The 24,734-nt window shown below is 66.6% G+C and carries 20 protein-coding genes; 6 read left to right on the top strand and 14 right to left on the bottom strand.

What is annotated here, in order from left to right:
- Positions 1 to 17: 17 nt before the first annotated feature.
- The 3 genes from IB258_RS11065 to IB258_RS11055 form a co-directional block, all read right to left on the bottom strand.
- Entirely contained in the window at positions 18 to 494 is a 477-nt protein-coding gene (locus tag IB258_RS11065; RefSeq protein ID WP_006217960.1) for an NADH-quinone oxidoreductase subunit B family protein, read from the bottom strand.
- A gap of 39 nt (positions 495 to 533) precedes the next feature.
- Positions 534 to 893: an NADH-quinone oxidoreductase subunit A gene (locus IB258_RS11060; protein WP_006217959.1), complete on the bottom strand. Its 360-nt coding sequence runs from the start codon at positions 891 to 893 to the stop codon at positions 534 to 536.
- A 291-nt stretch (positions 894 to 1,184) separates the two neighbouring features.
- A complete protein-coding gene (locus tag IB258_RS11055; protein ID WP_088138979.1) occupies positions 1,185 to 2,294 on the bottom strand; it encodes a porin in 1,110 nt (369 codons plus the stop codon).
- Between the two features lie 478 nt (positions 2,295 to 2,772).
- Between IB258_RS11055 and IB258_RS11050 the strand changes: the two genes are divergently transcribed.
- The 3 genes from IB258_RS11050 to IB258_RS11040 are packed head-to-tail and all read left to right on the top strand — an operon-like array spanning position 2,773 to position 4,261.
- Positions 2,773 to 3,387 (top strand): TetR/AcrR family transcriptional regulator, encoded by a 615-nt coding sequence (locus IB258_RS11050; RefSeq protein WP_054450479.1) that lies wholly within the window; start codon positions 2,773 to 2,775, stop codon positions 3,385 to 3,387.
- On the top strand, positions 3,384 to 3,827 hold the full coding sequence (locus IB258_RS11045) for a PaaI family thioesterase (protein ID WP_054450477.1): 444 nt from the start codon (positions 3,384 to 3,386) through the stop codon (positions 3,825 to 3,827). Before IB258_RS11050 ends, IB258_RS11045 begins: the two co-directional genes overlap by 4 nt.
- Positions 3,824 to 4,261, top strand: coding sequence for an NAD(P)-binding domain-containing protein (locus IB258_RS11040; RefSeq protein WP_192352585.1), 438 nt, complete (start codon positions 3,824 to 3,826; stop codon positions 4,259 to 4,261). Before IB258_RS11045 ends, IB258_RS11040 begins: the two co-directional genes overlap by 4 nt.
- Here the strand turns inward: IB258_RS11040 and IB258_RS11035 are convergent.
- From IB258_RS11035 to axyZ, 7 genes are all read right to left on the bottom strand, one after another.
- Complete coding sequence (locus IB258_RS11035) at positions 4,232 to 4,999, bottom strand: phosphatase PAP2 family protein (RefSeq protein ID WP_054450473.1); 768 nt, start codon at positions 4,997 to 4,999, stop codon at positions 4,232 to 4,234. The genes IB258_RS11040 and IB258_RS11035 overlap by 30 nt on opposite strands.
- Before the next feature lie 41 nt (positions 5,000 to 5,040).
- Positions 5,041 to 5,823 (bottom strand): metallophosphoesterase, encoded by a 783-nt coding sequence (locus tag IB258_RS11030; RefSeq protein ID WP_054450471.1) that lies wholly within the window; start codon positions 5,821 to 5,823, stop codon positions 5,041 to 5,043.
- Entirely contained in the window at positions 5,820 to 6,794 is a 975-nt protein-coding gene (locus IB258_RS11025; RefSeq protein ID WP_054450469.1) for a diacylglycerol kinase family protein, read from the bottom strand. The genes IB258_RS11030 and IB258_RS11025 overlap by 4 nt, the downstream gene beginning before the upstream one ends.
- A gap of 79 nt (positions 6,795 to 6,873) precedes the next feature.
- Positions 6,874 to 8,673: a gamma-glutamyltransferase family protein gene (locus IB258_RS11020; protein ID WP_054450467.1), complete on the bottom strand. Its 1,800-nt coding sequence runs from the start codon at positions 8,671 to 8,673 to the stop codon at positions 6,874 to 6,876.
- A gap of 185 nt (positions 8,674 to 8,858) precedes the next feature.
- Positions 8,859 to 10,361 (bottom strand): ABC transporter substrate-binding protein, encoded by a 1,503-nt coding sequence (locus tag IB258_RS11015; protein ID WP_119449055.1) that lies wholly within the window; start codon positions 10,359 to 10,361, stop codon positions 8,859 to 8,861.
- A 210-nt stretch (positions 10,362 to 10,571) separates the two neighbouring features.
- Positions 10,572 to 11,468: a LysR family transcriptional regulator gene (locus IB258_RS11010; protein ID WP_119449054.1), complete on the bottom strand. Its 897-nt coding sequence runs from the start codon at positions 11,466 to 11,468 to the stop codon at positions 10,572 to 10,574.
- Between the two features lie 75 nt (positions 11,469 to 11,543).
- Complete coding sequence (axyZ, locus tag IB258_RS11005; protein ID WP_192352584.1) at positions 11,544 to 12,182, bottom strand: multidrug efflux transcriptional repressor AxyZ; 639 nt, start codon at positions 12,180 to 12,182, stop codon at positions 11,544 to 11,546.
- 224 nt (positions 12,183 to 12,406) lie between these two features.
- On the opposite strand from axyZ, the gene IB258_RS11000 reads away from it, so the two are divergent.
- Genes IB258_RS11000 through oprZ form a run of 3 tightly spaced genes read left to right on the top strand, consistent with a single transcriptional unit; the run spans position 12,407 to position 18,141 of the window.
- Positions 12,407 to 13,618 carry a MexX/AxyX family multidrug efflux RND transporter periplasmic adaptor subunit gene (locus IB258_RS11000; RefSeq protein WP_192352583.1) on the top strand — a complete coding sequence of 404 codons (1,212 nt, stop codon included), beginning with the start codon at positions 12,407 to 12,409 and terminating at the stop codon, positions 13,616 to 13,618.
- A 6-nt stretch (positions 13,619 to 13,624) separates the two neighbouring features.
- Positions 13,625 to 16,762 carry a multidrug efflux RND transporter permease subunit gene (locus IB258_RS10995; RefSeq protein WP_192352582.1) on the top strand — a complete coding sequence of 1,046 codons (3,138 nt, stop codon included), beginning with the start codon at positions 13,625 to 13,627 and terminating at the stop codon, positions 16,760 to 16,762.
- A complete protein-coding gene (gene oprZ, locus IB258_RS10990; RefSeq protein ID WP_054450454.1) occupies positions 16,759 to 18,141 on the top strand; it encodes a multidrug efflux RND transporter outer membrane subunit OprZ in 1,383 nt (460 codons plus the stop codon). The genes IB258_RS10995 and oprZ overlap by 4 nt, the downstream gene beginning before the upstream one ends.
- Before the next feature lie 4 nt (positions 18,142 to 18,145).
- Here the strand turns inward: oprZ and IB258_RS10985 are convergent, their stop codons facing one another.
- Genes IB258_RS10985 through IB258_RS10970 form a run of 4 tightly spaced genes read right to left on the bottom strand, consistent with a single transcriptional unit; the run spans position 18,146 to position 24,565 of the window.
- Positions 18,146 to 18,802: a metalloregulator ArsR/SmtB family transcription factor gene (locus IB258_RS10985; RefSeq protein WP_119449049.1), complete on the bottom strand. Its 657-nt coding sequence runs from the start codon at positions 18,800 to 18,802 to the stop codon at positions 18,146 to 18,148.
- A 53-nt stretch (positions 18,803 to 18,855) separates the two neighbouring features.
- Positions 18,856 to 20,301, bottom strand: coding sequence for an efflux transporter outer membrane subunit (locus IB258_RS10980; protein WP_192352581.1), 1,446 nt, complete (start codon positions 20,299 to 20,301; stop codon positions 18,856 to 18,858).
- 15 nt (positions 20,302 to 20,316) lie between these two features.
- Positions 20,317 to 23,421, bottom strand: coding sequence for a MexW/MexI family multidrug efflux RND transporter permease subunit (locus IB258_RS10975; protein WP_125473049.1), 3,105 nt, complete (start codon positions 23,419 to 23,421; stop codon positions 20,317 to 20,319).
- A gap of 16 nt (positions 23,422 to 23,437) precedes the next feature.
- Complete coding sequence (locus IB258_RS10970) at positions 23,438 to 24,565, bottom strand: efflux RND transporter periplasmic adaptor subunit (RefSeq protein ID WP_192352580.1); 1,128 nt, start codon at positions 24,563 to 24,565, stop codon at positions 23,438 to 23,440.
- Positions 24,566 to 24,734 lie beyond the last annotated feature (169 nt).

Below are 24,734 nucleotides of genomic sequence, written 5' to 3'. Positions count from 1 at the left end.
GCCTGGCGCGGCGGAACTCAGCGCGCAATCGTGTTGGTCAGACGGATCTTGTTCTGCATTTGCAGCAAGCCGTAGACCAGCGCCTCGGCCGTGGGCGGGCAGCCTGGCACGTAGACGTCTACCGGTACGATGCGATCGCAGCCACGGACCACCGAATACGAGTAGTGGTAGTAACCGCCGCCGTTGGCACAGGAGCCCATGGAAACCACCCAACGCGGCTCGGGCATCTGGTCGTAGACCTTGCGCAGCGCCGGCGCCATCTTGTTGCACAGCGTGCCGGCCACGATCATCAGATCGGACTGGCGCGGGCTGGGGCGGAAGATGATGCCGAATTGGTCCAGGTCGTAGCGGGCCGCGCCCGCATGCATCATCTCAACCGCGCAACAGGCCAGACCGAAGGTCATGGGCCACATGGAGCCGGTCTTCGCCCAATTAAGGAACTTGTCGGCGCTGGTTGTGATGAACCCTTGCTTGAGAATGCCGTCTATAGCCATATTCGTCTCTGATAGCGTGCTGTGAAAAAACCCGGCGGGTTATTCCCAGTCCAGCGCGCCCTTTTTCCATTCGTAGATGAAGCCGACCGTCAGCACGGCCAGGAAAACCATGACCGTCCAGAAACCGACGAGACCGACCGTGCCCTGGGCGATGGCCCACGGGAACAGAAAGGCGATTTCCAGGTCGAAAAGAATGAACAGGATCGCCACCAGGTAGTAGCGCACGTCAAACTTCATGCGGGCGTCTTCGAAGGCCTCGAAACCGCATTCGTACGGCGAGAGCTTCTCGGCGTAAGGACGCCGCGGACCAAGGAGGGAGCCGGCCGTTAGAAGCGCGAACCCGATAAGGGTGGCCACTACGATAAACAGCAGGACGGGAAAATACTGTTGCAGGTTCATTCAGGCGTCCGTCAAATGCGCAAACCTTAGGATTGTAGCATTCGCGCGGTTACTTCTGGCTGAACTCTGTAGCTCGAACAGCAGGCGAAAGACAGCATTCCTTAAATGGAACAATGGCTGCTTTCAGCACCGGTACGCAAGCATACAGCAGCCTGCCGATGCACGCACAAACACACGCAAAAACACAGGCGCGAAAACGAAAAAAACCACCCCGGAGGGTGGTTTTATACAAACGGGCCGAAGCCCGTTTGTGCACTTTAAATCCAGGCAGGACTTGCGCCCTGCTTTGGATTAGAAGCGGTGACGGATACCGACGCCGACGGCGGTCGACTTGACGTCTTCGATGAAGGCGTAGTTCTTGGCGTACGAACCGTAAGCGTACAGGTTGGTGCGCTTGGACAGGTCGTAGGTGTAGCCCAGCGAGAAGACGTTCATCGTCTCAGCACCGTTGATACGGTCGTTGCTGGGGTCAACCATTTGCCACGAACCGAACAGCTTGCTTGCGCCGCCGATCGGGGCGGACAGGCCGACCATGTACGAGTTGGCCTTGAAGCCGTCAGCAAAGATGTTGGTGCCGATGCTCAGGGAGCCCGAACCGGTGTTCACGCCTTGGCCAGCGAACCAGCCGTCGGTCGTGCGAGCGTAGGCCAAGGCCAGCTTCACGACTTCGAAGTCGTACGAACCGCCGATGGCGTACATACGCGGGGTCGCGTCTTGGTCAGCAAACACCGACTTGTTCGAAGCGTTCAGCTGGTCGTACGTCAGAGCAACGTTCAGGGGACCGTTCACGTAACGCAGACCGGTCGTGATGGCGCGGGTGTTGTCAGCCGTGCGCCAGCCGGTTTGATCAGCGTTGTTGTCGTCAGCGTTGAACGAGTAGCCGATGCCAAACTGGAAGCCGCTGAACGACGGGGTCTGATACATGACCATGTTGTCGTAGCGTTGCGTGTTGGCAGCGCTCATCGAAACGCCGATGTTGGCTTGACCGAAGCCAGCGCCGAACGGATCGATCGAGCCGAAGTACTTCGACGCGATGTTGGTTTGACGACCGAAGTCCAGTTGACCCCAGCTGTCGCTGGCCAGACCGATGGTGGCTTGACGACCGAACAGGCGGCCACCTTGGGCCGACTTGCCGTTACCCGAATCAAAGCCGGATTCCAGTTGGAAAACAGCGCGCAGGCCGTCACCCAGGTCTTCCGAACCACGCAGACCCCAGCGCGAACCGTTCTGGACGCCGTTGATCATGCCGAAACGGCTGCCGTTCATGGCATCGGGACCACCGCTGATCTTGTTGTAGCCGATACCCGTGTCGATGATACCGTACAGGGTGACAGACGTTTCTGCCTGGGCGACACCGGCAAAACCGGCGAGCAGGGCGGCAGCGAGCAGAGTCTTTTTCATTTAAGAAATCTCCGTTGATTTGAGTGACAAGAGCAGCAATCCAGCAAACCAGCCTGCCGCCCCCCTAACTCCGCGAAGGGAAGTTGACGCTATTGCATCAAAAATCAGGGGGGCTGGCTATGGTCGGCGCCAGAAAAGTGCAGGTTTACGACAGGCTTGTTGGGATATTGCAACAACTCAGCGAAGCCTGGCCGGACACGCTAGGGCTTACCCTTAGTTTTTAGGCCAAGCACCTATTCATGCGACTTTCAGCCCTGCCCCTAATTATCCGGATGCTCCGGATACCATCCCCGCCATCAAATACAGCTCCCTTCCGAGCCCTGTTTCCGCGTCGCCGCGACCTCCAACCAGCCATCGGAATCGCACCTTCGCCATAAGGCCCCCACAGCAGGAATGCGCCGACTCGTCCACTATCAATAACGTTGTTATTTATAAAAATCGCCGATATGATCGAATCGTCGTCTCACCATTCAGCCATATGCCTACGCCCACGTCCCGCGCCGACCGTTCCGAAAGACTGAATGCGTTGCGCCGCCAGCTGGTTCTGGACGCCGCCCAGCGCGTGTTCGAGCGCGACGGCCTGGAGAAGACCACGATCCGCGCGATCGCCAAGGAGGCCGGCTGCACCACCGGCGCCATCTATCCGTGGTTCGCCGGCAAGGAAACCATTTATGGCGCACTGCTGGAGGAATCGCTGGAACGCCTGCATGCGCATCTGGCCGAGGCGGCCTCCAGCGGGCCGGCGCCGGCCGCGGCGCGCACTGCGATCCATGCGTTCTTCGGGTACTACGCAGAACGGCGGACCGACTTTTCGCTGGGCATGTACCTGTTCCAGGGGCTGGGGCCGCGCGGCCTGGGCCGGGAAATGGACGAACGGCTCAACGCCCGCCTGCGCCAGTGCATAGATCTGCTGGGCGTGGCGCTGGCCCGGACCAAGTCCTGGGAGGCCGCGACCGTCGCCGTCGAACAGATGAATCTCTTCACCTATTTGATGGGGTTGCTGCTGCTGCTGCACACCCGCCGCCTGAAATCCCTGGGCCAGCAAGCGGAAACGCTGCTGGACAACTACTGCCTCGCCCTGGAGCAACGATGACCGCAACCGACCTGGACACCCCGGCCGACGCCCCGCTGATCAGCCTGGCCGACTTCCATATATTGCTGGCCGACCAACATCCGTTTTCCATGCTGTTGGGCATAGACGTGATACGCATCGGCCGCGGCACGGCGCGCGCGGTGCTGCCGGCGCGCGACGCCCACCAGCGGCTGGGCGGCATCGTTGCCGGCCCCATGCTGATGGGCCTGGCCGACCTGACCATGTACGCGGCGGTGGTGGGCGCCACCGGACAGGCGCACGCTGTGACTGCCAGCCTGACGATCAATTTCCTGCGCAAGAGCCCCGCGGGCGCCATCTATGCCGACGCCCGGTTGCTGAAAGTGGGCCGGCTGTCCGCCGGGGAAGTCATCCTGACCGGCGAGGGTTCGGACGAACCTCTTGCCCATATCGTGAGCACGTGGTCCGTGCCAAAGCCATGAGCATGCGCGTGAGCATCGTCGGCATGGGCAGGATCGGCACGCAGGCCGCACAGCGCCTCCTGGCGGCCGAGCCGGACATCGCGCTGACCCTCTACGACATCGAGCCCGGGCGTTGCGAAGACTTTCGCGGCAGCGCGACGCTGGCCACCTCCGCGCGGGAAGCGCTGGAAGAATCCGACACCATCGTGCTGGCCCTGCCACGCGAACGCGAGATCGACCGCACGCTGGAGCGTTTCAGCGACGGCAACGTGACGGCGCCGGTGGCAGGCAAGCTGATCGTGGATCTGGAGCCGCCTTGCGCCGAACGCGCGCGCAGCCTGGACCAGGCCATCCTCGCGGCGGGCGGCCGCTACACCTGCGCGCCCCTGGCCGCGGCGGTGGACGCTCCGCTCGCCGAGACGCGCTTACTGAACGCGCTGGCCCGCGGCGCATGAGGGCCGCAGGCGCTGCGCCGCCGCCACGCACAACGCCAACCAGGCCAGGCTGACCGCGAAGCCCGCCAGCACGTCGCTGGCGAAATGGACCTGCAGCAGGATGCGGCTGAGTCCGATCGCCATGATGAGCGCCGCCAGCAGCGCAATGCCGGGCAGGCGCCAGGCAGGCGGCGCCAGACGCCACAACAGATAGCAGGCCATGCCGTAGACGGCCATCGCGGCAGAGGAGTGGCCGCTGGGAAAGCTCCATCCCGCCACGCTGGCGTAGCCATGATCGTGCTCCGGCCGCACCCGTTCGAAGGCGTGCTTGAGCAGCCAGTTGAGCGCGCCGCCCACGCCCGTGGCGACGGCGCAGACCAGGGCCAGCCGCCATTCTCCGCGCCACAACAGGAACAGCGTCATCAGCACGCTGACCCCGGTCAGGAATTTCCGGTCGCCCAGGTAGGTGAACCAGGACAGCAGCCACAGCAACGGCGTGGACATGGACATGCTCAGGGAATTGGCCAGGGCCCGGTCGAACGCCACTACCCTCCCCTCGCTTTCTATCGCGAAAGCCAGGACCAGGAAGAGTACGAGCGCGGCGCACGTACCCGTCATGAAGAGGGCGTCGCGGCGACGGCCGCGCAGACTCAGGCCGCAGCGCGCAAACACGAGCGCCACCCCGCCGGCCAGCAACGGCAGCGCGATGAACAACTGCAAGGCATGGGCCGCGGCCCATGCCGCGTACGCGTCCGTCATGAATAAGAGCCCGCCACGATGAAACTCCCGATCCTTCTCAATTACAGCGCGACCAAGGTCCTGTCTACGGGTGCAAAAGCATGCGCCCCGGCGGCGTAGTCCCAACGCTCGATATGGCACTCGCCTGCCCCCTCGCAGGTGATGACATTGACCGAATTGGGCACATTGCCGCGCACGCGGCGCGAGCAGGTGGTTCCAGCCTGGACGACCCAGCCGCCGGAAGGCGCCGCCGGGTTCGCGGGCAGCACATAGGGCAGATGGATATGCCCCCCCAGAATCAGGTCCACGCCCGCCTGCGTCCAGGCTTCGAGAGCCCGTTCGCGCCCGTTCAGCAGATTGGACAGATCCGACTCGACCTTGGCGCGCACGGGATGGTGCGCCACCACGACGCGCAACTGCCCCGGCCTGGCCTGGCGCAGCCTCTCGGCGACCCGGGCTATCTGCGCGCCGGATATCTCGCCATCCTTGCGGCGGCGCGGGCGTGTCGTGTTGACGCCGATGGCGAGCAGGCCGGCGTTCTCGAACACGGGTTCGAGCACTGGCCCCAAAGCCCGCTTGTAGTTGCCGTAAGGATTGAGCGCGCGCGCAAACACGTTGAACAGCGGAATGTCGTGATTGCCCGGCACGGTCAGCACCGGCAGCGACAGGCGCTCGATGAACCTGCGGGCGGCGGCGAACTGGCCGCGCCGCGCGCGTTGCGTGATGTCACCGCTAAGCACCACCAGGTCAGGCGCAAGCGTGCAGGCCAGGTCCAGCGCGGCTTCGACCACGGGTTTGCGTTCCGTGCCGAAGTGGGTATCGGAAAAATGCAGGATACGGGTCATGAACGGTCCAGATATTGCGAGTCCGCCGGCACCACCAGCGGCAGCCGTTCGTCGGCCACTTTGAATTCCAGCGGCGTATCCATCCAGGAGATTTCGCCGTCCATCGCCACCTTGACGCGGCGGCGCCCGCGCACGGCCACCGTCAGACGGTCGAAGGCGAAACTCACCACATGCTCGGCTTCGCCCAGGCGGCTGAACAAGCCGCGCAACAGCAGGCCATAGAGCGCCAAGGTGCCGACCGGCCGCGCCGCCATGGCGATCAGGCGGTTCTGATCCAGCTCCGCCGATTCGATGCCGATGTGCTCCAGCTGGAGCTTGTTGTTGCCCACCACCAGGGTGGGCGAGCGCAGATTGCGGGCCTGCCCGCCATGATCCAGCAGCAGGCTCAACTGGCGCGGCGCGCGCAGCAGGGTGACCAGGCCGGACCACAGCGCCACCATCCGGCTGCGGCCGTACTTCTGTTTATAGGCTTCGCGGTCCTCGAGCAATTGCGGATACAGGCCCAGGCTGGCATTGACCAGGAACAGCCGGCCGTTGAGCATGCCGACTTGCACCGGCCTGGGCTGGCCTTGCAGAAAGCCGCGCAAGGCCACCTCGGTATCTTGCGAGATGCCGTAGCTGCGCCCGAAGTAATTGAACGTGCCCTGGGGCAGGATGCCGAACGGCACTCCTTTGCCAAGCACCACACCCGCGACCGCATTGAGCGTGCCATCGCCGCCTGCCGCGATGACCACGCCCTGCTGTTCCTGCGCGCGCGTGACTGCGGCCTCGGCCGTGGCGGTCAGGCGCGACGGATCCTGCACGGGCATCAATTCGTAACGGCGCCCGGCCTCGTCGAGTATGCGACGGATCGTGTCTTGGAGGATCTGCGCGTCGCCGCGTCCCGATCCGGTATTGAGGACGATGAAGAGGGGTTCTTGTCCCGTCAGGGAATGGGCCGCTGTTGCCGGTTTATGCTGGGTTGGCGTCATGCGACAAACATACCCCATGCCGGCAAAGCGCCGCAACAAGGCTGGCGGCGGACGCGCCAGGCGCGCCCGCCGCCGCCGTTCAGCGGCCGATGGCGTAAGCCTGCATCAGGCGCGGCGTGGCTGCCGCGTGCAGGAGGCCGTCGGCATCGCGCGAAGCCGCGGTCAACCTGCCCACCGACCACTCTGGCACTTCCTCGATCTGGTGCCCGCGCTGGCGCAGCGCCGCGATGACCTCGGCGCCGAAGCTCGCCTCCACCGCCAGATGCCCCGGCTTGCGGTCGCGCGGATAGAAGGACGTGGGGAAATGCATGGTGTGGGACATGGGCAGGTCGATCGCTTCCTGCAGGTTCAGGCCGTGGTGCACGTGACGCAGGAAGAACAACAGTTGCCATTGCTCCTGCTGGTCGCCGCCCGGCGTGCCGAAGGCCAGGTAGGGCTTGCCATCGCGCAGCGCCAGCGAGGGCGTCAGCGTGGTGCGCGGACGCTTGCCGGGCGCCAGCGTGCCAGGCAGCCCTTCTTCCAGCCAGAACATCTGCGCGCGGGTGTTCAGGCCGAAGCCGAGTTCCGGGATCACCGGCGAAGACTGGAACCATCCGCCCGAAGGCGTGGCCGAGATCATGTTGCCCCAGCGGTCGATGACGTCCACGTGCGTCGTGTCGCCGCGTTTGGCGGAGGCGCGCATGTCGGCAAGCGTGGGTTCATTGGTGGCGCTGCCGGGCGCGGATACCTTGGACAGGCGCTCCAGCGTGTCCATGACGCGCTTCACTTGCGCCTCGAAACCCGGCACTTGGCCGGGCAGCAGATCCTGCGAAGCCGACTCGCCGATCAACGCGCGGCGTTCGGCGTTATAGGCGTCGGACAGCAGATGGTCCAGCGGCACGTCGACGAAGGCCGGATCGCCGTAATAGGCCTCGCGGTCGGCGAAGGCCAGCTTCATGGCCTCGGTCACGCGGTGCACGAATTCGGCGCTGGTCGGGCTCACGCCTGCCAGATCCATCTCCTTGAGCAGCGCGAGGGTCTGCAGGAAGACCGGACCTTGACTCCAGGAGCCGGCTTTCGCCACGGTGTAGCCGTGATAGTCGTAGGTGACCGGCGTGTCGTAGCTGGCCGACCAGCCCGCCAGGTCCTCGGCGGTAATGACGCCGCGGTGGGTGGACCCGCTCTCGTCCATGACATCGGTGTTGCGCGCAAATTTGTCGATTTCCTCCGCAATGAAGCCACGGTAGAAGGCGTCGCGCGCCGCTTCGATCTGGCGCTCGCGGTCTGCGCCGGCGCTTTCGGCCTGCTTCAGCACGCGGGTCCAGGTGCGAGCCAGCGCCGGATTGCGGAACAGTTTGCGGGCCTCGGGCACCTGGCCGCCCGGTACGTAGACCGCGGCCGTCGTGGGCCAATGGGTCTGGAAGAAGTCCTTCAGGCCGGCGATGGTGTTGGAGATGCGCGGCATGAGCGCGTGGCCGTGCTCCGCGTAATAGATGGCGGGCTCCAGCACGTCGCGCACGCGCATGCTGCCGTGGTCACGCAGGAGCAGCATCCAGGCGTCGAAGGCGCCCGGAATGACGGCGGCCAGCAGGCCGTTGCCGGGAATGAGCTTGAGGCCTTCGGCGCGGTAGCGTTCGAGCGTGGCGGCAGCGGGCGTGGTGCCCTGGCCGCACAGCACCTCGACGCGGCCGGTGCGCGCGGAATAGAACACCGCGGGCACTTCGCCGGCCGGGCCCACCAGATGGGGTTCGACCACCTGCAGCACGAAGGCTGAGGCCACGCAGGCGTCGAAGGCGTTGCCGCCGCGCTCCAGCAGCGACATGCCGGCGGCGCTGGCCAGCCAATGGGTGGAGGTCACGACACCGAAGGTGCCAAGGATTTCCGGGCGAGTAGTAAACATGATGATTCCTATAGGGCTGCCGCTGAAACGCGGAACACTTCCTGCACGGCGGGCGCCTGGCGATCAAAAGAACAGGCACGCTGGAGAGGCCGGCGGACGCTGCCAGCCGGGGCACCGCGGATCCGGCTCCGCTGGTCCGCCAGCGCCGCCCCCTGGGGGGCCCGCGCCAACGGGTAGGGGGGAGCCTACTTTTTTGCCACAGTGACGCCCTTCAGGCGGATCAGGCCGTCGGGGTAAGGCACAAAGCCCTCCACCTTCTTCTGCACGCCAAAGGTCCACGGCAGGTAGAACAGGTAGACGATCGGGCGCTGATCCTGCATCGCCGTCAGCACCTGGTCATACATGGCGCGGCGCTTGGCGGTGTCCGATTCGGCGCGGGCATCGTTGAGCAGCTTGTCCACGGCGGCGTCGCAGAACTTGCCGTCGTTCAGGTTGCCCTTGCAGCTCAGGTACTGGTGGATGTTGCCGCTGGGATCGACGCGGCCCGACCAGCCGCTCTGCCCCACTTCGAAGTCGCCGCGCGCGAGCGAGGATTGCAGGGACGCGAACTCCACCGGACGCAGCGTGATGTCGAAGCCCGCTTCGGCGCCCATGGCCTGTACCAGCTCGAACACCTGTTGCATGGTGGTGTTGTTGCCAAAGGTGATCTCGAACTTGACGCGGTCATAGCCCGCTTCCTTCAACAGCGCCTGCGCCTTCTTGGGGTCGCGGCCCTTGTGCTCGAAGGCGGTGTTGTAGGCGAAGCTGGCCGGCGGGAACGGCTGATAGGCGGGCTGGAACATGCCTTCGCCGATCACCTGATTGAGCACGTCGCGGTCGATCGCGAGGTCCAGCGCCTGACGCACGCGCTTGTCCTTGGCCAGGGGGTTGTTGGCGCGCGCGCCATTGGCCAGGTTCACCGAAATGGCCTGGAAGCCCAGGCCGGTCACCGGCGCCAGGGTCAGGTTCTTGTCGTCCTTCACCGCCTTGGCATCGCTGGGCGCCACGCGCTCGATGATGTCCAGGTCGCCGGCGCGCAGGTTGTTCAGGCGCACGGTGTTGTCGGGAATCGGGGTGTAGACCAGACGGTCGAAGTGATAGTTGGCGGCGTCCCAGTACTTGGGAAATTTCTCGAGCACGATGCGGTCGTTCTGCACGCGCTCCTTGAACTGGTAGGGGCCGGAGCACACCGGCTTGCCGCCAGGGTCCTTGTCGAAGCTGGCGGGAGACATCATCATCCCGGCGCGGTCGGACAGCTGCGACAGCAGCGAGGCATCGGGTTCGGACAGCGTCAGCACCACGGTGCTGGCGTCCGGGGCCTCGACGCTGGCGACGGTGGCCAACTCGCTCTTGCGGTTGCTGTCGGGCAAGGTGCGGGCGCGGTCCAGGTTGGCCTTGACGGCGGCGGCGTTCACCGGCGTGCCGTCATGGAAAACGGCGTCGGTGCGCAGCTTGAAGGTCAGGACCTTGTTGTCGGGGCTGAAGGTCCAGGATTGCGCCAGCTGCGGCACGATCTTCAGGTCCGGCGTGATCTCCACCAGCTTGTCGCAGAGGGAAGCGAAGACGATGCGGCCCACGAAGGTGCGCGCGCGCACCGGGTCCAGCACGTCGGGGTCGTCCTGCAAGCCGATACGCAGGGTGGATTGCGCTTGCGCCAATCCGCTGGCCAGCATTCCCGCCATGGCCATGGCGAGGCAAAGTTTACGCATGAAAGATCTCCGTCGGTTCAGGTCGGCCTGGTTCCCCACGCGGACGCGCCGCCCGGCATGAGGGAACAGACCCGAGCCGTGCTGCATCCGGGTCCATCCCCCGCTGCGCACGTTCTTGTTGGATTCTGCGCCAGGCGCGCGGCGATTGTATAGAGCGGCGGCTGTCGTAAGCCTAAATGCGCGCCGGACGGCCGCCTTGCGGACGCACCCTCAGGGGATGCGGCAAGGGGCCGCGAAGTCCACGGCGGCCTGGACCTCGGCGCGCAGCTTGGCGACCAGCGGCCGGGCATCATCGCGGCGGTACTGGAATGCATAAGGCATGGCCGCCAGCGGCGTATCGCCTTCCAGCACGCGCAGGCTGCCCTCGGCCTGCAAGGCGCGGGCCCAATGGCTGGGCAGCAGGCCGACCCCGGTGCCTTCTATCAGAAGGCCGACCACCGCCCCCCAGTTGTTGCAGCAGAGGCGTTCGCCGCCGGCATCGCGGCCCGCCAGCCAGTCGTCGATGATGCGCGTGGTGCCGGCCCCCGCCGGCAGCGTGACCAGCGGCAGGCGGGCAAGCAGCTCCGGCGTCATGCGCGTGGCGCCGTCCAGCAGCGCCGGCGCGGCGACCCAGGAAAAGTCGGCCTGGCCTATGGCCGTGGAAGCGATATTGGGCCGAGAGGAACGGCCGGCGATCACGGCAAAGTCCAGTTCGCCGTCGGCCACGCGCTGCTCCAGCACCTGGCCGATGTCCACATAGGGTTCCAGCACCAGGTCCGGATAGGCGGCGCGCACGCCCCGGATCAGCCGCGGCAGCCAGGTGAGCGCGGTCAGCTCGCCCACGCCGAAGCGGCAGCGACCGCTGAGCCCCGCACTTTGCGCCAGCGACGCCCGTATCTGCTCCGCCGAGGCCAGCAGGTCGCGCGCCTGCGGCAGCAGGCGCTGGCCGGCGTCGGTCAGCACCGCCTTGTGGCCGCTGCGATCGAACAAGGACAGGCCCAGGCCTTCCTCGAGCTCGGTGATGCGCTTGGACAGCGACGATACCGACAGATGCAGACGCTCGGCCGCCACGGCGAAACTTGCGCAGGTGGCGGCCCAGTAGAAGGCTTCGAGTTGCTTGAGGGTCATGCGCGGATTGTAGGGGCGTCCGGCATGGGGATGCTCACTTCAGGAGCATCCCGTTGAAAAGCGCCCGCCGCGGAATCAGGCGGCTTTCGGCGTCAGCAGGTGCGCGGAAAACCGGAGGGTATCGATGGCGGCGCGGAGCATGCGCTCGACGCGCGGCCACATGTCGCCCTTGAGGCGATCGGACCAGCAGATGCTGTCAAACACCCCGTCGACCAGGGCGTGCAGATAAAGATTGGACAGGCGCACGTCCAGCGCGCGCGGCAGGTCCTCGCGCTTGACCGCGGCGCGCAGCAGTTTCTCGGAGGTGCGCAGGGCGTGGCGCTCCCACAAGTCACGGCGGCGCAGCAGCGGCGCGTTCTCGTCGCTGCGTTCGCATTTGAGGTACAGGATTTCCAGCACGCGCTGCACCGAGCCTTCCTGCGCGTAGATCTGGATGTATTGCCGCATGGAGGTGTAGAGCGATTCCAGCGCCTCGCCGTCGGTCGAGACATGAGTCAGGAGAGCAGCCTCGCCCAGCGCGCGGTCGCACATGGCGATGCAGACGTCGATCTTGTTTTTGTAATGGCCGTAGACGGCGCCCCGGGACACCCCTGCGTGGTCGGCGATGTCGCTCATGGTGGTGGCGGCCACCCCCTTGGACAGGAACACGTGCTCCGCGGCATCCAGGATGCGGTCGCGGGTGCGTTGGGACTCTTCTTTCGTCTTGCGGGCCATGCGGGGGACCTCCTTCTTAAAAAACCGGCTGCAAAAAAACGGCGGCTTCAAAACAAGAAGCCGCCTCTTTCGTCACTGTGAATAAGTGTGAAGCGGGGAGCATACTTCCGAACAAAATAATTAATCAAGCGTGACGGATTAAATGATAGACTCGCTTCCCCACGCGGGAAAGTCGGCGCCTTTCCCCACCTCAGCCCTCTGCGGGCCCATCAGAAATTTTAAAAATGAAGCAAAGAGTCTCTCTACGCACGCTCGCCCTTTCTTCCGTACTAATTCTTATTACCGGTTGCTCGAAACCGGAAGCCCAACAAGCCACCGAGGCTCCCGCCGAAGTCGGCGTCATCGTTGCCCAAGCCACGCCCACCAGCGTCGCGACCGAATTGCCGGGCCGGCTGGAGCCCTACCGCGAAGCCGAAGTGCGCGCGCGCGTGGCCGGCATCGTCACCGCGCGCCTGTACGAAGAAGGCCAGGATGTGACGCGCGGCGCCGCCCTGTTCCAGATCGATCCCGCGCCGTTGCAGGCTGCCTACGATTCGGAAGCCGCGAACCTGGCGCGCGCGCAGGCCAATCTTTCCGCCGCCGCCGACAAGCTGCGCCGCTACGCTGACCTGGTGTCGGACCGCGCCATCAGCGAACGCGACCACGCCGAAAGCGTGGCGCAGGAACGCCAAGCGCGGGCCGAGGTCGCCCTGGCCCGCGCCAACCTGCAGAGCGCCAAGCTGAAGCTGGATTACGCGCGCGTCACTTCGCCCATCGACGGCCGGGCGCGGCGCGCGCTGGTGACCGAAGGCGCACTGGTGGGCGAAGGCCAGGCCACGCCGCTGACGGTGGTGCAGCAGATCGATCCCATCTACGTGAACTTCGCCCAGCCGGCGGCCGAGGTGATGCAGTTGCAGAAGCAGATCCGCGCGGGCGCCCTGGAAGGCGTGGCGCCGGACCAGGTGCGGGTGCGGCTGCTGCTGCCCGACGGCTCGGAGTACGGGCGCGGCGGCACGCTGTCGTTCGCCGATCTGGCGGTGGATCCCGGCACGGACAACGTCACCATGCGGGCGCTGTTCGAGAACCCGGGCCGCGATCTGCTGCCGGGCATGTATGTGCGGGTGCGGCTGGAGCAGGCGATCAACCGCGACACCTATCTGGTGCCGCGCAACGCCCTGCTGCGCAATGCCGAAGGCGCGCACGTGCTGGCCGCGGGTGCAGACGGAGAGCTGAAGAAGATCGCCGTCACCGCAGAGCGGCTGCAGGGTCCGAACTGGATCGTCACGCAGGGATTGGCAGGCGGCGAACGCATCGTCGTCGAGAACGCCGCGCATATGGCGGCGGGACAGAAAATCAAACCGGTGGAGCGGGCCGCGCCCGGTGCGCAGGCCCCCGCCGCCGGCAACCCGGAGGCCGGCGTCCAGGCTAGGACGTCCGCGCCGGGCCAAAAAGGATAAACCGCAATGGCGCGTTTTTTTATCGATCGCCCCGTCTTCGCCTGGGTGATCTCGCTGCTGATCGTGCTGGTCGGCATCCTGTCGATCCGTGCGCTGCCGGTGGCCCAATATCCGGACATCGCCCCGCCCGTGGTCAACGTCGGCGCCAGCTACCCCGGCGCCTCGGCCAAGGTGGTCGAAGAGGCCGTCACCGCCATCATCGAACGCGAGATGAACGGCGCGCCGGGACTGATGTACACCTCGTCCAGCAGCGACTCGACGGGCTGGGCCAGCATCAACCTGACTTTCAAGCAAGGCACCAACCCGGACCTGGCGGCCGTGGAAGTGCAGAACCGCCTGAAGGCGGTGGAGCCGCGCCTGCCGGAATCGGTGCGCCGCGACGGCGTGCGCGTGGAGAAGGCGGCCGACAACATCCAGCTGGTGGTGTCGCTGAAGTCGGATGGCGGGCTGGATGACATCCAGCTGGGCGAACTGGCAGCCTCCAACGTGCTGCAGGCGTTGCGCCGCGTGGAAGGCGTGGGCAAGGTGCAGTCGTTCGGCGCGGAAGCCGCCATGCGCATCTGGCCGGATCCGGCCAAGCTGACGGCCATGTCCCTGACCCCGGGCGACATCGTCTCGGCCCTGCGCAGCCACAACGCCCGCGTCACCATCGGCGAGCTGGGCAACCAGGCCGTGCCCAAGGACGCCCCGCTGAACGCCAGCATCGTCGCGGGCGAGTCCCTGCGCACGCCCGAGCAATTCGGCAACATTCCGCTGCGCGCGCAGCCGGACGGTGCCACTTTGCGCCTGAAGGATGTGGCGCGGGTCGAATTGGGCGGCACCGACTACATGTACCTGTCGCGCGTGAACGGCATGACCGGCACGGGCCTGGGCATCAAGCTGGCGCCGGGTTCGAACGCGGTCGAAACCACCAAGCGCATCCGCGCGACCATGCAGGAGCTGGCCCAGTATTTCCCGCCGGGCGTGACCTGGGACATTCCGTACGAGACATCCACCTTCGTCGAAATCTCGATCAAGAAGGTGCTGATGACCCTGCTGGAAGCCGTAGCCCTGGTGTTCTGCGTGATGTACCTGTTCATGCAGAACTTCCGCGCCACGCTGATTCCGACGCTGGTCGTGCCGGTGGCGCTGCTGGGCACGCTGGGCGTGATGCTGGGGCTGGGCTATTCCATCAACGTGCTGACGATGTTCGGCATGGTGCTGGCCATCGGCATCCTGGTCGACGACGCCATCGTGGTGGTGGAAAACGTCGAGCGCATCATGGCCGAGGAAGGCTTGTCGCCGCGCGAGGCCACGGTCAAGGCCATGGGCCAGATCAGCGGCGCCATCGTGGGCATCACGGTGGTGCTGGTGTCGGTGTTCGTGCCGATGGCCTTCTTTGACGGCGCGGTGGGCAACATCTACCGCCAGTTCGCCGTGACGCTGGCCGTGTCGATTGCCTTCTCGGCCTTCCTGGCGCTGTCGCTGACGCCGGCGCTGTGCGCCAGCATGCTCAAGCCGATCGCCGCCGGCCACCACGAGAAGCGCGGCTTCTTCGGCTGGTTCAACCGGGCCTTCGCGCGCCTGACGGCGCGCTACACCGCCCGGGTGTCGGGCGTGCTGGCCCGTCCGGTGCGCTTCGGCCTGGCCTATCTGGCGGTGATCGCCGCGGTGGCGCTGCTGTTCGCCCGGCTGCCCTCTTCCTTCCTGCCGGACGAAGACCAGGGCAGCTTCATGGCCATGGTCATCCTGCCCCAGGGCTCGCCGCAAGCCGAAACCATGGCGATGGTGAAAGAGGTCGAGCGCTACATGATGGAACATGAGCCCGTCGAATATGTGTATTCGGTCAACGGCTTCAGCAACTACGGCAGCGGACCGAACTCGGCCATGTTCTTCGTCACGCTAAAGGACTGGAAGCAGCGCGGCGGCGCCGACCTGCACGTGAACGCGGTGGTGGAACGCATCAACGCCGCCTTCGCCGACCGCAAGAACGTCATGGTGCACGCGCTGAACTCCCCGCCGCTGCCGGACCTGGGCTCCACCTCGGGCTTCGACTTCCGCCTGCAGGACCGGGGTGGACTGGGCTACGAGGCCCTGGAGCAGGCGCGCCAGCAATTGCTGGCAGCGGCGGCCAAGCATCCCGCGCTGACGGAGGTTGTCTTCGCCGGCCAGGAAGAAGCGCCGCAGCTGGAGCTGCGCGTCGACCGCGACAAGGCGCAGGCCATGGGCGTGCCACTGGACGAGATCAACACCGCCCTGGCGGTAATGTACGGTTCGGACTATATCGGCGACTTCATGCTCAATGGCCAGGTGCGGCGCGTGACCGTGCAGGCCGACGGCAAGAGCCGTATCGACATGGAAGACGTGTCGCGCCTGCATGTACGCAACCTGCAGGGCCAGATGGTGCCGCTGTCGGCCTTCGCCACCCTGAAATGGTCGATGGGACCGCCGCAGCTCAACCGCTACAACGGCTTCCCGTCGTTCACCATCAACGGCTCGGCCGCGCCCGGGCACAGCAGCGGCGAGGCCATGCGCGCCATGGAGGCGCTGGCGGCCGAACTGCCGCGCGGCATCGGCTTCGACTGGTCGGGGCAGTCCTACGAGGAACGGCTGTCCGGCAACCAGGCGCCCGTGCTGTTCGCGCTGTCGGTGCTGGTCGTGTTCCTGGCCCTGGCCGCGCTGTATGAAAGCTGGTCGATACCGCTGGCGGTGATCCTGGTGGTGCCGCTGGGCGTGATCGGCGCGGTGCTGGGCGTAACGCTGCGCGGCATGCCCAACGACATCTACTTCAAGGTCGGCCTCATCGCCACCATCGGGCTGTCGGCCAAGAACGCGATCCTGATCGTGGAAGTAGCCAAGGACCTGGTGCGCGACGGCCAGGGCATCGTGTCCGCCACGCTGGAGGCCGCCAGGCTGCGGCTGCGGCCCATCGTGATGACCTCGCTGGCCTTCGGCGTGGGCGTGCTGCCCCTGGCGCTGGCCACCGGCGCGGCCTCGGGCGCCCAGGCCGCGATCGGCACGGGCGTGCTGGGCGGCATCGTCACGGCGACGGTGCTGGCCATCTTCCTGGTGCCGCTCTTCTTTTTGATCGTGGGCCGCGCGCTGGGCATGCGCGTGCGTCCCTCGCGTCCGCAAGGCCGCGAAACGCTGGAGACCACGCCATGAAGGCTATGGCAATGACCCTGCTTGCGCTGGCCCTGGCCGGCTGCTCGCTGGCCCCCACCTATGAGCGACCGGCAGCGCCGGTCCCCCAGGCCTATGACACGGTCGCCGCGGACGGACTGGCGGCGATGCCGCAGGACTGGCGCGATTACTTCAACGACCCGGCGCTGCAGGCCTGGATCGCCGCCGCGCTCGAGAACAACCGCAACCTGCGGGTGGCGGCGCTGCGCATCCAGGAAGCGCGGGCGCTGTACGGCGTACAGCAGGCCGACCGCCTGCCGTCCATCGACGGCACGGGCGAGTTCAGCCGCGGACGCGGCGCGGAGCCCGGCCAGCCGCGCATGCCGGTGGCCGACCGCTACCGCGCCGCCGTCGGCATCGCCGCGTTCGAACTGGATTTCTTCGGCCGCGTGAAGAGCCTGAGCGACGCGGCGCTGTCGCGCTACCTGGCCAGCGAGGAAGCGCACCGCGCTGCCACGCTGTCGCTGGTGTCGGAGACGGCCACGGCCTACTTCAACCAGCGCTCACTGGCCGAACAGCTGCGCCTGACCGAAAGCACGCTGGCGCTACGCGAGGCCTCGCTCAAACTGACCCAGCGCCGTTACGACGCCGGACTGGAAACGGCCGTGGGGCTGCGTACCGCGCAGATGCTGGTGGAATCCTCGCGCGCCACGCATGCCGAACTGAGCCGGGAATACCGGCAGTCGGTGCACACCCTGGGCCTGCTGGCGGGCGACTTTTCGCTGCCGCCCGACACCGATGCCGTCACGCTGGAAAGCCAGAGCCTGACACCGCTGGCCGCGGGCCTGCCTTCGACCCTGCTGGTCCGTCGCCCGGACTTGCGCCAGGCCGAGGACACGCTGCGGGCCGCCAACGCCGACATCGGCGCGGCGCGCGCGGCGTTCTTCCCGTCGGTGCAGCTGACGACCGACATCGGCACCACGGCGGGCAGCTTCTCGGACCTGTTCGGTTCGGGCACGGGCACCTGGACCTTCGCGCCCAAGCTGACGCTGCCCATCTTCAACGCCGGACGCAACAGCGCCAACCTGTCGCTGGCGGAAGCGCGCAAGGACATCGCGGTGGCCCAGTACGAGGGCAGCATCCAGCAGGCCTTCCGCGAAGTGGCCGACGCGCTGTCCGCGCGCGACACGCTGCGCGCCCAGATCGACGCCCAGCGCAAGGTCCGCGACGCCGACCGCGACCGCCAGCGCCTGACCGAAAGGCGCTACGAACGCGGCGTGGCGAGCTACCTGGAAATGCTGGAAGCGCAGCGCAGCCTGTTCGAATCCGAACAGGAGTTCATCCGGCTGCAGCAGCGCCGGCTGGTCAATGCGGTGGAGTTGTACAAGGCGCTGGGCGGCTGGGAGCAGCCCCGCTCATGACTGGTCAGCCAGCCTTGTCGATACGGTAGGCGCAGCGGCGCGCGCCCGCGAGGATGTGTTCTTCGCGGCGCACCCGGACTTCTGCTCCTAGCACCTTGTGGAAGAGTTCCAGCTCGCTGCGGCAAAAGCCCATACAGGCTTTGGCCGCGGAGCAGATCGGGCAGTGGTTCTCGATGAACAGGAAGTCCGCGCCATCCTTGCGCAGCTCGGCCATGTAGCCTTCGGCAGAGCGGACTTCCACCAGCCGCTCCAGCCTTTCCTTCAGGCTGCGGGCGCCCTGCATGGCCTGGCGGTAGCTGTTGAGCATGGCGGCTTCGCGCGCCTGGATCAGCTTTTCGATGCCCTCTTCGCCAAACACCTGGCGCACCGCGCCCAGCATCTGCACCGTCATTTCCGCATGCGTGTCCGGGAAGCGCCCGTTTCCGGCATCGGTCAGGAACCAGATCTGCGTGGGCCGGCCCCGGCCCGCGCTGTGGCTTTCGGAATCCACCAGTCCTTCCGCATGCAGGCGCGTCATCTGCTGACGCACGGCCTCGGCCGTCACGTCCAGGGCCTTGGCAATGACGGCGACGGATTGCGGGCCCCGCGTCTTCAGGGTCATGAGCACGCGATCGGCGGGCTGATGCTCCCAGACCACGGGATGGGACGGACTGTCAGACATGGATGTGCATACTCCGGTTGTTTGCCTATGGTGCCATGAACCTGGCCTGCCGGTCAGCCGGAAGCGGCCGGCGGATCCATCGAGGGCGCCTCCCATCCGCCCCCCAAGGCTTTGTACAGCGCGATCAGGCGGGTATAGGACTCGGTTTCGGCCACGGCCACGGCGTCCTGGGCGCGCAAAAGCGTACGCTGCGCGTCCAGCACCGTCAAATACGGCGTACTGCCCTCGCGGTAGCGCAGCTGCGCCAGTTCCGCCGCCCTGCCGCTATGCGCGGCCGCCTGCGCCAGGCTGCCCAGGCGCTGCTGGGTCTGGCCGTACTCCGTCAGCGCCGATTCCAGTTCCTCGACCGCGCGCAGCACGGTCAGCTCGTAGCTGGCGACGGCGCCGTCCGCGCGCGCCACCGCGCCACGCTTGCGCGCCAGCGCCGTGGGCAGATGGAAGGCAGGCCAGTTGGCCGTGGCCGCCACGCTGAACGCGCGGCTGGCCGATGAGCCGAAATCCGCGCCGCGCAGGGCGACGAAACCCAGGAACCCGCCCAGGTCGATGCGCGGATAGAGCTCCGCAGTCGCCACGCCCACGTCGGCGTTGGCCGCAGCCATGCCGCGTTCGGCCGCCAGCACGTCCGGGCGGCGCGACAGCAAGGCGCTCACGTCGCCGATCGGCAGGCGGGTATCCAGGGGCGCCAGCGCCTTGCCCGCATCGAGCTCGCCCAGCTCCACCGGCCGCAGGCCCGCCAACACCGCGATCCGGTACTGCGCCAGCCGTCGGGCCGCGATCTGCAACGGCACGCTGGCCTGCACGGTCTCCAGTTCGGCGCGGGCGCTGGCCAGGTCGCCTTCGTCGCCGCGGCCGGCCGACACCATGGCCTGGATCACGCGCAGGCTGTCGCGCTGGCTGTCCAGGTTGGCGCGCGCCACGGCCAGGCGCTGTTCCGCGCCGCGCAGCTCGAAGTAATTGCGCGCCACTTCGGCGGCCACGACGATGCGGGTCTGGGCCAGGTCCGCGGCCTGCGCCTCGCTGCGCGCAGCCGCGCCCTCGGCCGCCCGGCGCAGCCGGCCGAACAGGTCCAGCTCCCAGGTGGCGTCAAAGCCCGCCCGGTAGCTCTCGGCCAGATTGCGCCGGCCCGCGACGCCGGCATTGGCCTGCGACAGGCTGCGTTCATAGCCGCCGCCCAGCGTGACCACCGGCAACTGGTCCAGCTCCTTCTCGTCCAGCACCGCGCGCGACTCGGCCAGGCGCGCCTGCGCCATGCGGATATCCAGATTGCGCGACAGCGCCAGATCGATCAGCCGGTCCAGCTGGGGGTCCTGCAATTGCTTCCACCAGTCGCGCTGCAATTGATCGGTGGAGAACAGGGCCTGTTCAGGGCTGGCCAACGCCACCGGAGCAGCCTGGGGCTTCTGGTAGTCGGGTCCGACGGCGCAGCCGGCCGTGGCCAGCGCGGCCAGCAGCACGGCCGCGCCGCGGCGCATGCGTATGGAAAGTTGTGAGTGCTTCATGATGGTTTCCTTTGGCTAGGCGGAGGCGCCGGGCGCCGCGGCGTCCTCGGCCTGGGCCAGCGCCAGTTCCCGGGCGCGCGGCGTGTCGTGCGCTGCGCGGTGGTCCCGGGCGAATACGGTGTAGACGGTGGGCAGCACGAACAACGTAAACAGCGTGCCCACCAGCAGGCCCACCACGATGACCAGGCCCAGGCTGTAGCGGCTGTGCGCGCCCGCGCCGCTGGCGAACAGCAACGGGATCAGGCCCATGACCATGGCGGCGGTCGTCATCAGGATGGGACGCAACCGGATGCGGGCGGCCTGCTCCATCGCGGTGCGCCGGTCCAGCCCGTGGCTGACCTGCATTTCATTGGCGAACTCCACCATCAGGATGCCGTGCTTGCTGATCAGGCCGATCAGCGTCACCAGCCCGATCTGGGTATAGATGTTGACGGTAGCCATGCCCAGCGCCAGCGGTATCAGCGCGCCGCAGATCGACATGGGCACGCTCACCAGGATGATGAAGGGGTCGCGCAGGCTCTCGTATTGCGCCGCCAGCACCAGGTAGATCACGATGATGGCGAAGATGAAGGTGATCATCAGCGCCGAGCCTTCCTGGCTGTACTGGCGCGCATCCGACTGCCAGTCGTAGCTGAAGCCCGCAGGCAGGAACTGGGCTTGCCGGGTCAGGAACTGCACCGCATCGCCCATGGTCACGCCCGGCATCGGGATGGCCTGGAAGGTGGCCGCGTTGAGCTGGTTGAACTGCGTCAGCTTGTTGGGCTCCACTCCCATGGACACGGTCACAAGGTTGGACAGCGGCACCTGCGCGCCGCTGGCGCTCTTGACGTAGTAGCGCGCCAGCGACTCCGGCGAAATACGCTGTTCGCGCAGGCTCTGCGGAATCACGTCGTAGGAACGGCCGTCCATGCCGAAGCGGTTCACGTAGTTCTCGCCCACCAGCACGGCCAGCGTGTCGCCGATGGCCTTCATGGTGACGCCCAGGCTGTTGGCCTTGGCGCGGTCCACCTTCAGTTGCACCACCGGATTGTTGTAGTCCAGGTCGCTGTCGACCACCATGAACAGGCCGCTTTCACGCGCCGCCTTCTTCAATCCCTCCATGGCCTCATAGACCACCGGATAGTCGGACGCGCTCATGATGACCATCTGCACCGGCAGCCCGCCGGTGGAGCCCGGCAGGGACGGCAGCTGGAAGGCGAAGATATTGCTGCCCTCGACCTGGTTCACCATGGCCTGCATGTCGGCCTGGATCTGATCGGCCGAACGCTCGCGCTTTTCCCAAGGCACGAAGTCCACGCCGCCGATGCTGTTGGAGACGCCGTCGGAACCGTTGATCAGCCAGCGCCCCTGCTGTTCCGGCAGGGTCTTCATGACGTCGTCCCACTTGCGGCCGAATTTCTCCACGTAGTCGATATTGGCGTGCTGCGGCGACTTGATCGCGGTCAGCACCGTGGACTGGTCTTCGACCGGCGCCAGCTCGCGCTGCGCGGCGTTGTAGAGGAACGGCAGGCTCGCCAGTACCGCCACGGCAATCAGCCCGGTCACCCATCGGTGATGCAGCGAGACGTCCAGCACGCGGCCATAGGCATCGCCCAGGCGTCCGAAGAAATGCTCGGCGCGGCGCGCCATCCAGCCCTCGGAGACCCGGCTGTTGAGCAGGAACGAGCTCATCACGGGCGACAAGGTCAGCGCAATGACGCCCGACACGACCACGGACCCGGCCAGGGTGAAGGCGAACTCCTTGAAGAGCGAACCAGTAAGCCCGCCCATCAGGCCGATCGGCGCGTAGACCGCGGCCAGCGTGATGGTCATCGCGATCACAGGCCCCGCCACTTCGCGCGCGCCGATGAGAGCCGCGCGCACCGGCGACTTGCCCTCTTCGATGTGGCGGTGCACGTTTTCCACCACCACGATGGCGTCGTCCACCACCAGGCCGATAGCCAGCACCATGGCCAGCAAGGTCAGCAGGTTCACGCTGAAGCCGAACAGCGCCATGATGGCAGCCCCGCCCAGCATGGACAGGGGAATGGTCAGCACCGGAATCAGCACAGCGCGCAAGGAACCCAGGCACAGGAAGATCACCACCACCACGATGGCGATGGCCTCGATCAGCGTATGCACCACGCCATCGATGGAAGCGCTGATGAAGCGGGCCAGCTCGAACGGCACCTGTACGCTGGTGCCGGGCGGCAGGTTCTGCTTGATGTTGGGCAGCAACTCGTTCAGGCGTTTGACGATCACCAGCGGATTGCCCACCGGCGTGGCGTTAAGGCCGAAGTACACCGCCGGCTCGCCGTCCATCAGGCCGCTGGAATCGGTGGATGCCGCGCCCAGTTCCACCGTGGCCACGTCGCCCAGGCGCACGATCGCGTCGCCCTCGCGCTTGACCACCATGTCGCGGAATTCCGCGACGTTGACCAGGTCCGTGTTGACCTGGATGTTGGACACCACGTACAGGCCCTTGGCCTGCCCCGGCGCCGCCTGCACGTTGTTGTCGCGCAGCGCGTCGGCCAGTTCGCCCGCGGAAATGCCGCGCGCCGCCATCCGGTTCGGGTCCAGCCACACCCTCATGGCCAGTTTTTGCCCGCCGTAGAGTTCCACGCTGGCCACGCCGTCGATGGACGAGAGCTGCGGCTGCACCACGCGCGACAGATAATCCGTCAGGGACGCCAGCGACAAGGTGCTGCTGGAAAAGCCGACATAGGCCACGGCGGTCGCCTCGCCGGCGGACTTGACCAGCACGGGGTCGTAGACGTCCTGCGGCAGGCGGTACTTGACCTCGTTGACCTTGGCCATCACCTCCGTCATGGCCTTGTTGGAGTCGGCGTTCAGCTTCATCCGTACCGTGATCACGCTGCGGCCCTGCGTGGAGGAAGACGACAGGTAGTCGATGCCTTCCACCGTGGCCACGGACTGCGCGATGGGCTGGGTGACGAAGCCTTGCATGAGGTCGGGCGAAGCGCCCGGATACTGGGTGGTGATGGTGATGGTGGTGCTTTCGGTCAGCGGATACTGCCGCACCGGCAGGCCGCTCAGGGCCTTGATGCCCAGCAGCAGGATCAGCGTGCTGACCACCAGCGCCAGCACTGGCCGGCGCACGAAGAGATCGGTGAATTTCATGTTCTGCTCCGCGCCCTTACCGGACTTGCGCCACGGTCTGCTGCGCGGCGTCCAACGCCACGGTGTCCTCGGCGCCAACCTCGACCGCCGCGCCGTTGTGCAGGCGCAGCTGGCCTGAGGTCACGACCTGGTCGCCCGCCTGCAAGCCTTCGGTCACGACCACGCGGCCGCGCACGCGCTCGGCCGTCTTCACATAGGCCTGGCGGACCGTCGGGCCGGCGGACGCCTCGCCCGCCTTGGGCGGGTTCAGCACGTAGACGGAATCGCCATAGGCGCTGTAACTGACCGCGGTTTCCGGCACGGTGATCACGCCGGGACGCGCGGGCAGGCCGATCTGGCCCTGGGCATACATGCCGGCCGCGAGCGCGCCGTCGGCGTTAGGCAGGGTCGCCTGCACGCGCACGGTGCGCGACCCTGCGTCCACTTGCGGCTCCACGGTGGTGATCTGGCCTTCGAAGACGCGTCCCGCATGGGCGTCCACGGTCACCGCCACCGGCTGGCCCGCGCGCAACGCGCCCATGGCCTGCTCGGGCAGGGTGATGTTGGCGTACATGGCGGAAGCGTCGGTCAGCGATACCAGCGGATCGCCGGCGCGGGCGAATTGCCCCAGGTTCACGCGACGCACGCCCAGCACGCCGTCAAACGGCGCCTTGACGCGCTTTTGCTCGATCAGCGCCTGCACCCGCTTGATGTCGCCCGCGGCCTGGTCGTAGTCGGCCTGCGCCTGGTCCAGTTGTTCGCGCGTGGCGGCCTGTTGCGGCAGCAGGCGGCGGGTGCGGTCCAGCAAGGCGCGCGCATTGCGCGCCTGGGCCTGCAGCCGGGCCAGTTCGCCCTGCTCGGGCGCGTCGTTCAATTGCACCAGCAACTGGCCGGCCTGGACCTGCGCGCCCGAGGCGAACAGGATACGGTCGACCCGGCCGTCCACTTCGGCCGCCACCTGCACCTGGCGCGCCGCCTCCAGCGAGCCGATGCCGCTCAGCGTGACAGGGAAGTCCGCCTGCCGCGCGGCGGCCACCGCGACCTTGGCCGGCGCCATGGCCCAGCCGCCCTTTTGCTGCGCGCCGCCGTACTTCCAGTACAGTCCGCCGCCCGCCAGCGCCAGCGCCACGACCCCGGCCGCCCACGCTCCTGATTTCGCCTTCATGATTGACTCGCTATTTATCAAAGAATGTTCTTGGATAATCCACGATATCGGGCATTTCGTCAAAAGGGTTAATCCAATCCCCTGCATAGCGGCGGACTATGGCGCGCAAGCCCCTGCGGGCCGTGTGGGCAAAAAAAAACCGCCAGCAGGCTGGCGGTTTCGTGGAGCG

The sequence above is a fragment of the Achromobacter sp. ACM02 genome (assembly GCF_014851605.1).
GTDB classification, from domain to species: domain Bacteria; phylum Pseudomonadota; class Gammaproteobacteria; order Burkholderiales; family Burkholderiaceae_B; genus Achromobacter; species Achromobacter aegrifaciens.
The sequence above is the reverse complement of the archived record's forward strand: the minus strand, read 5'-3'. Positions and strand labels throughout refer to the sequence as shown.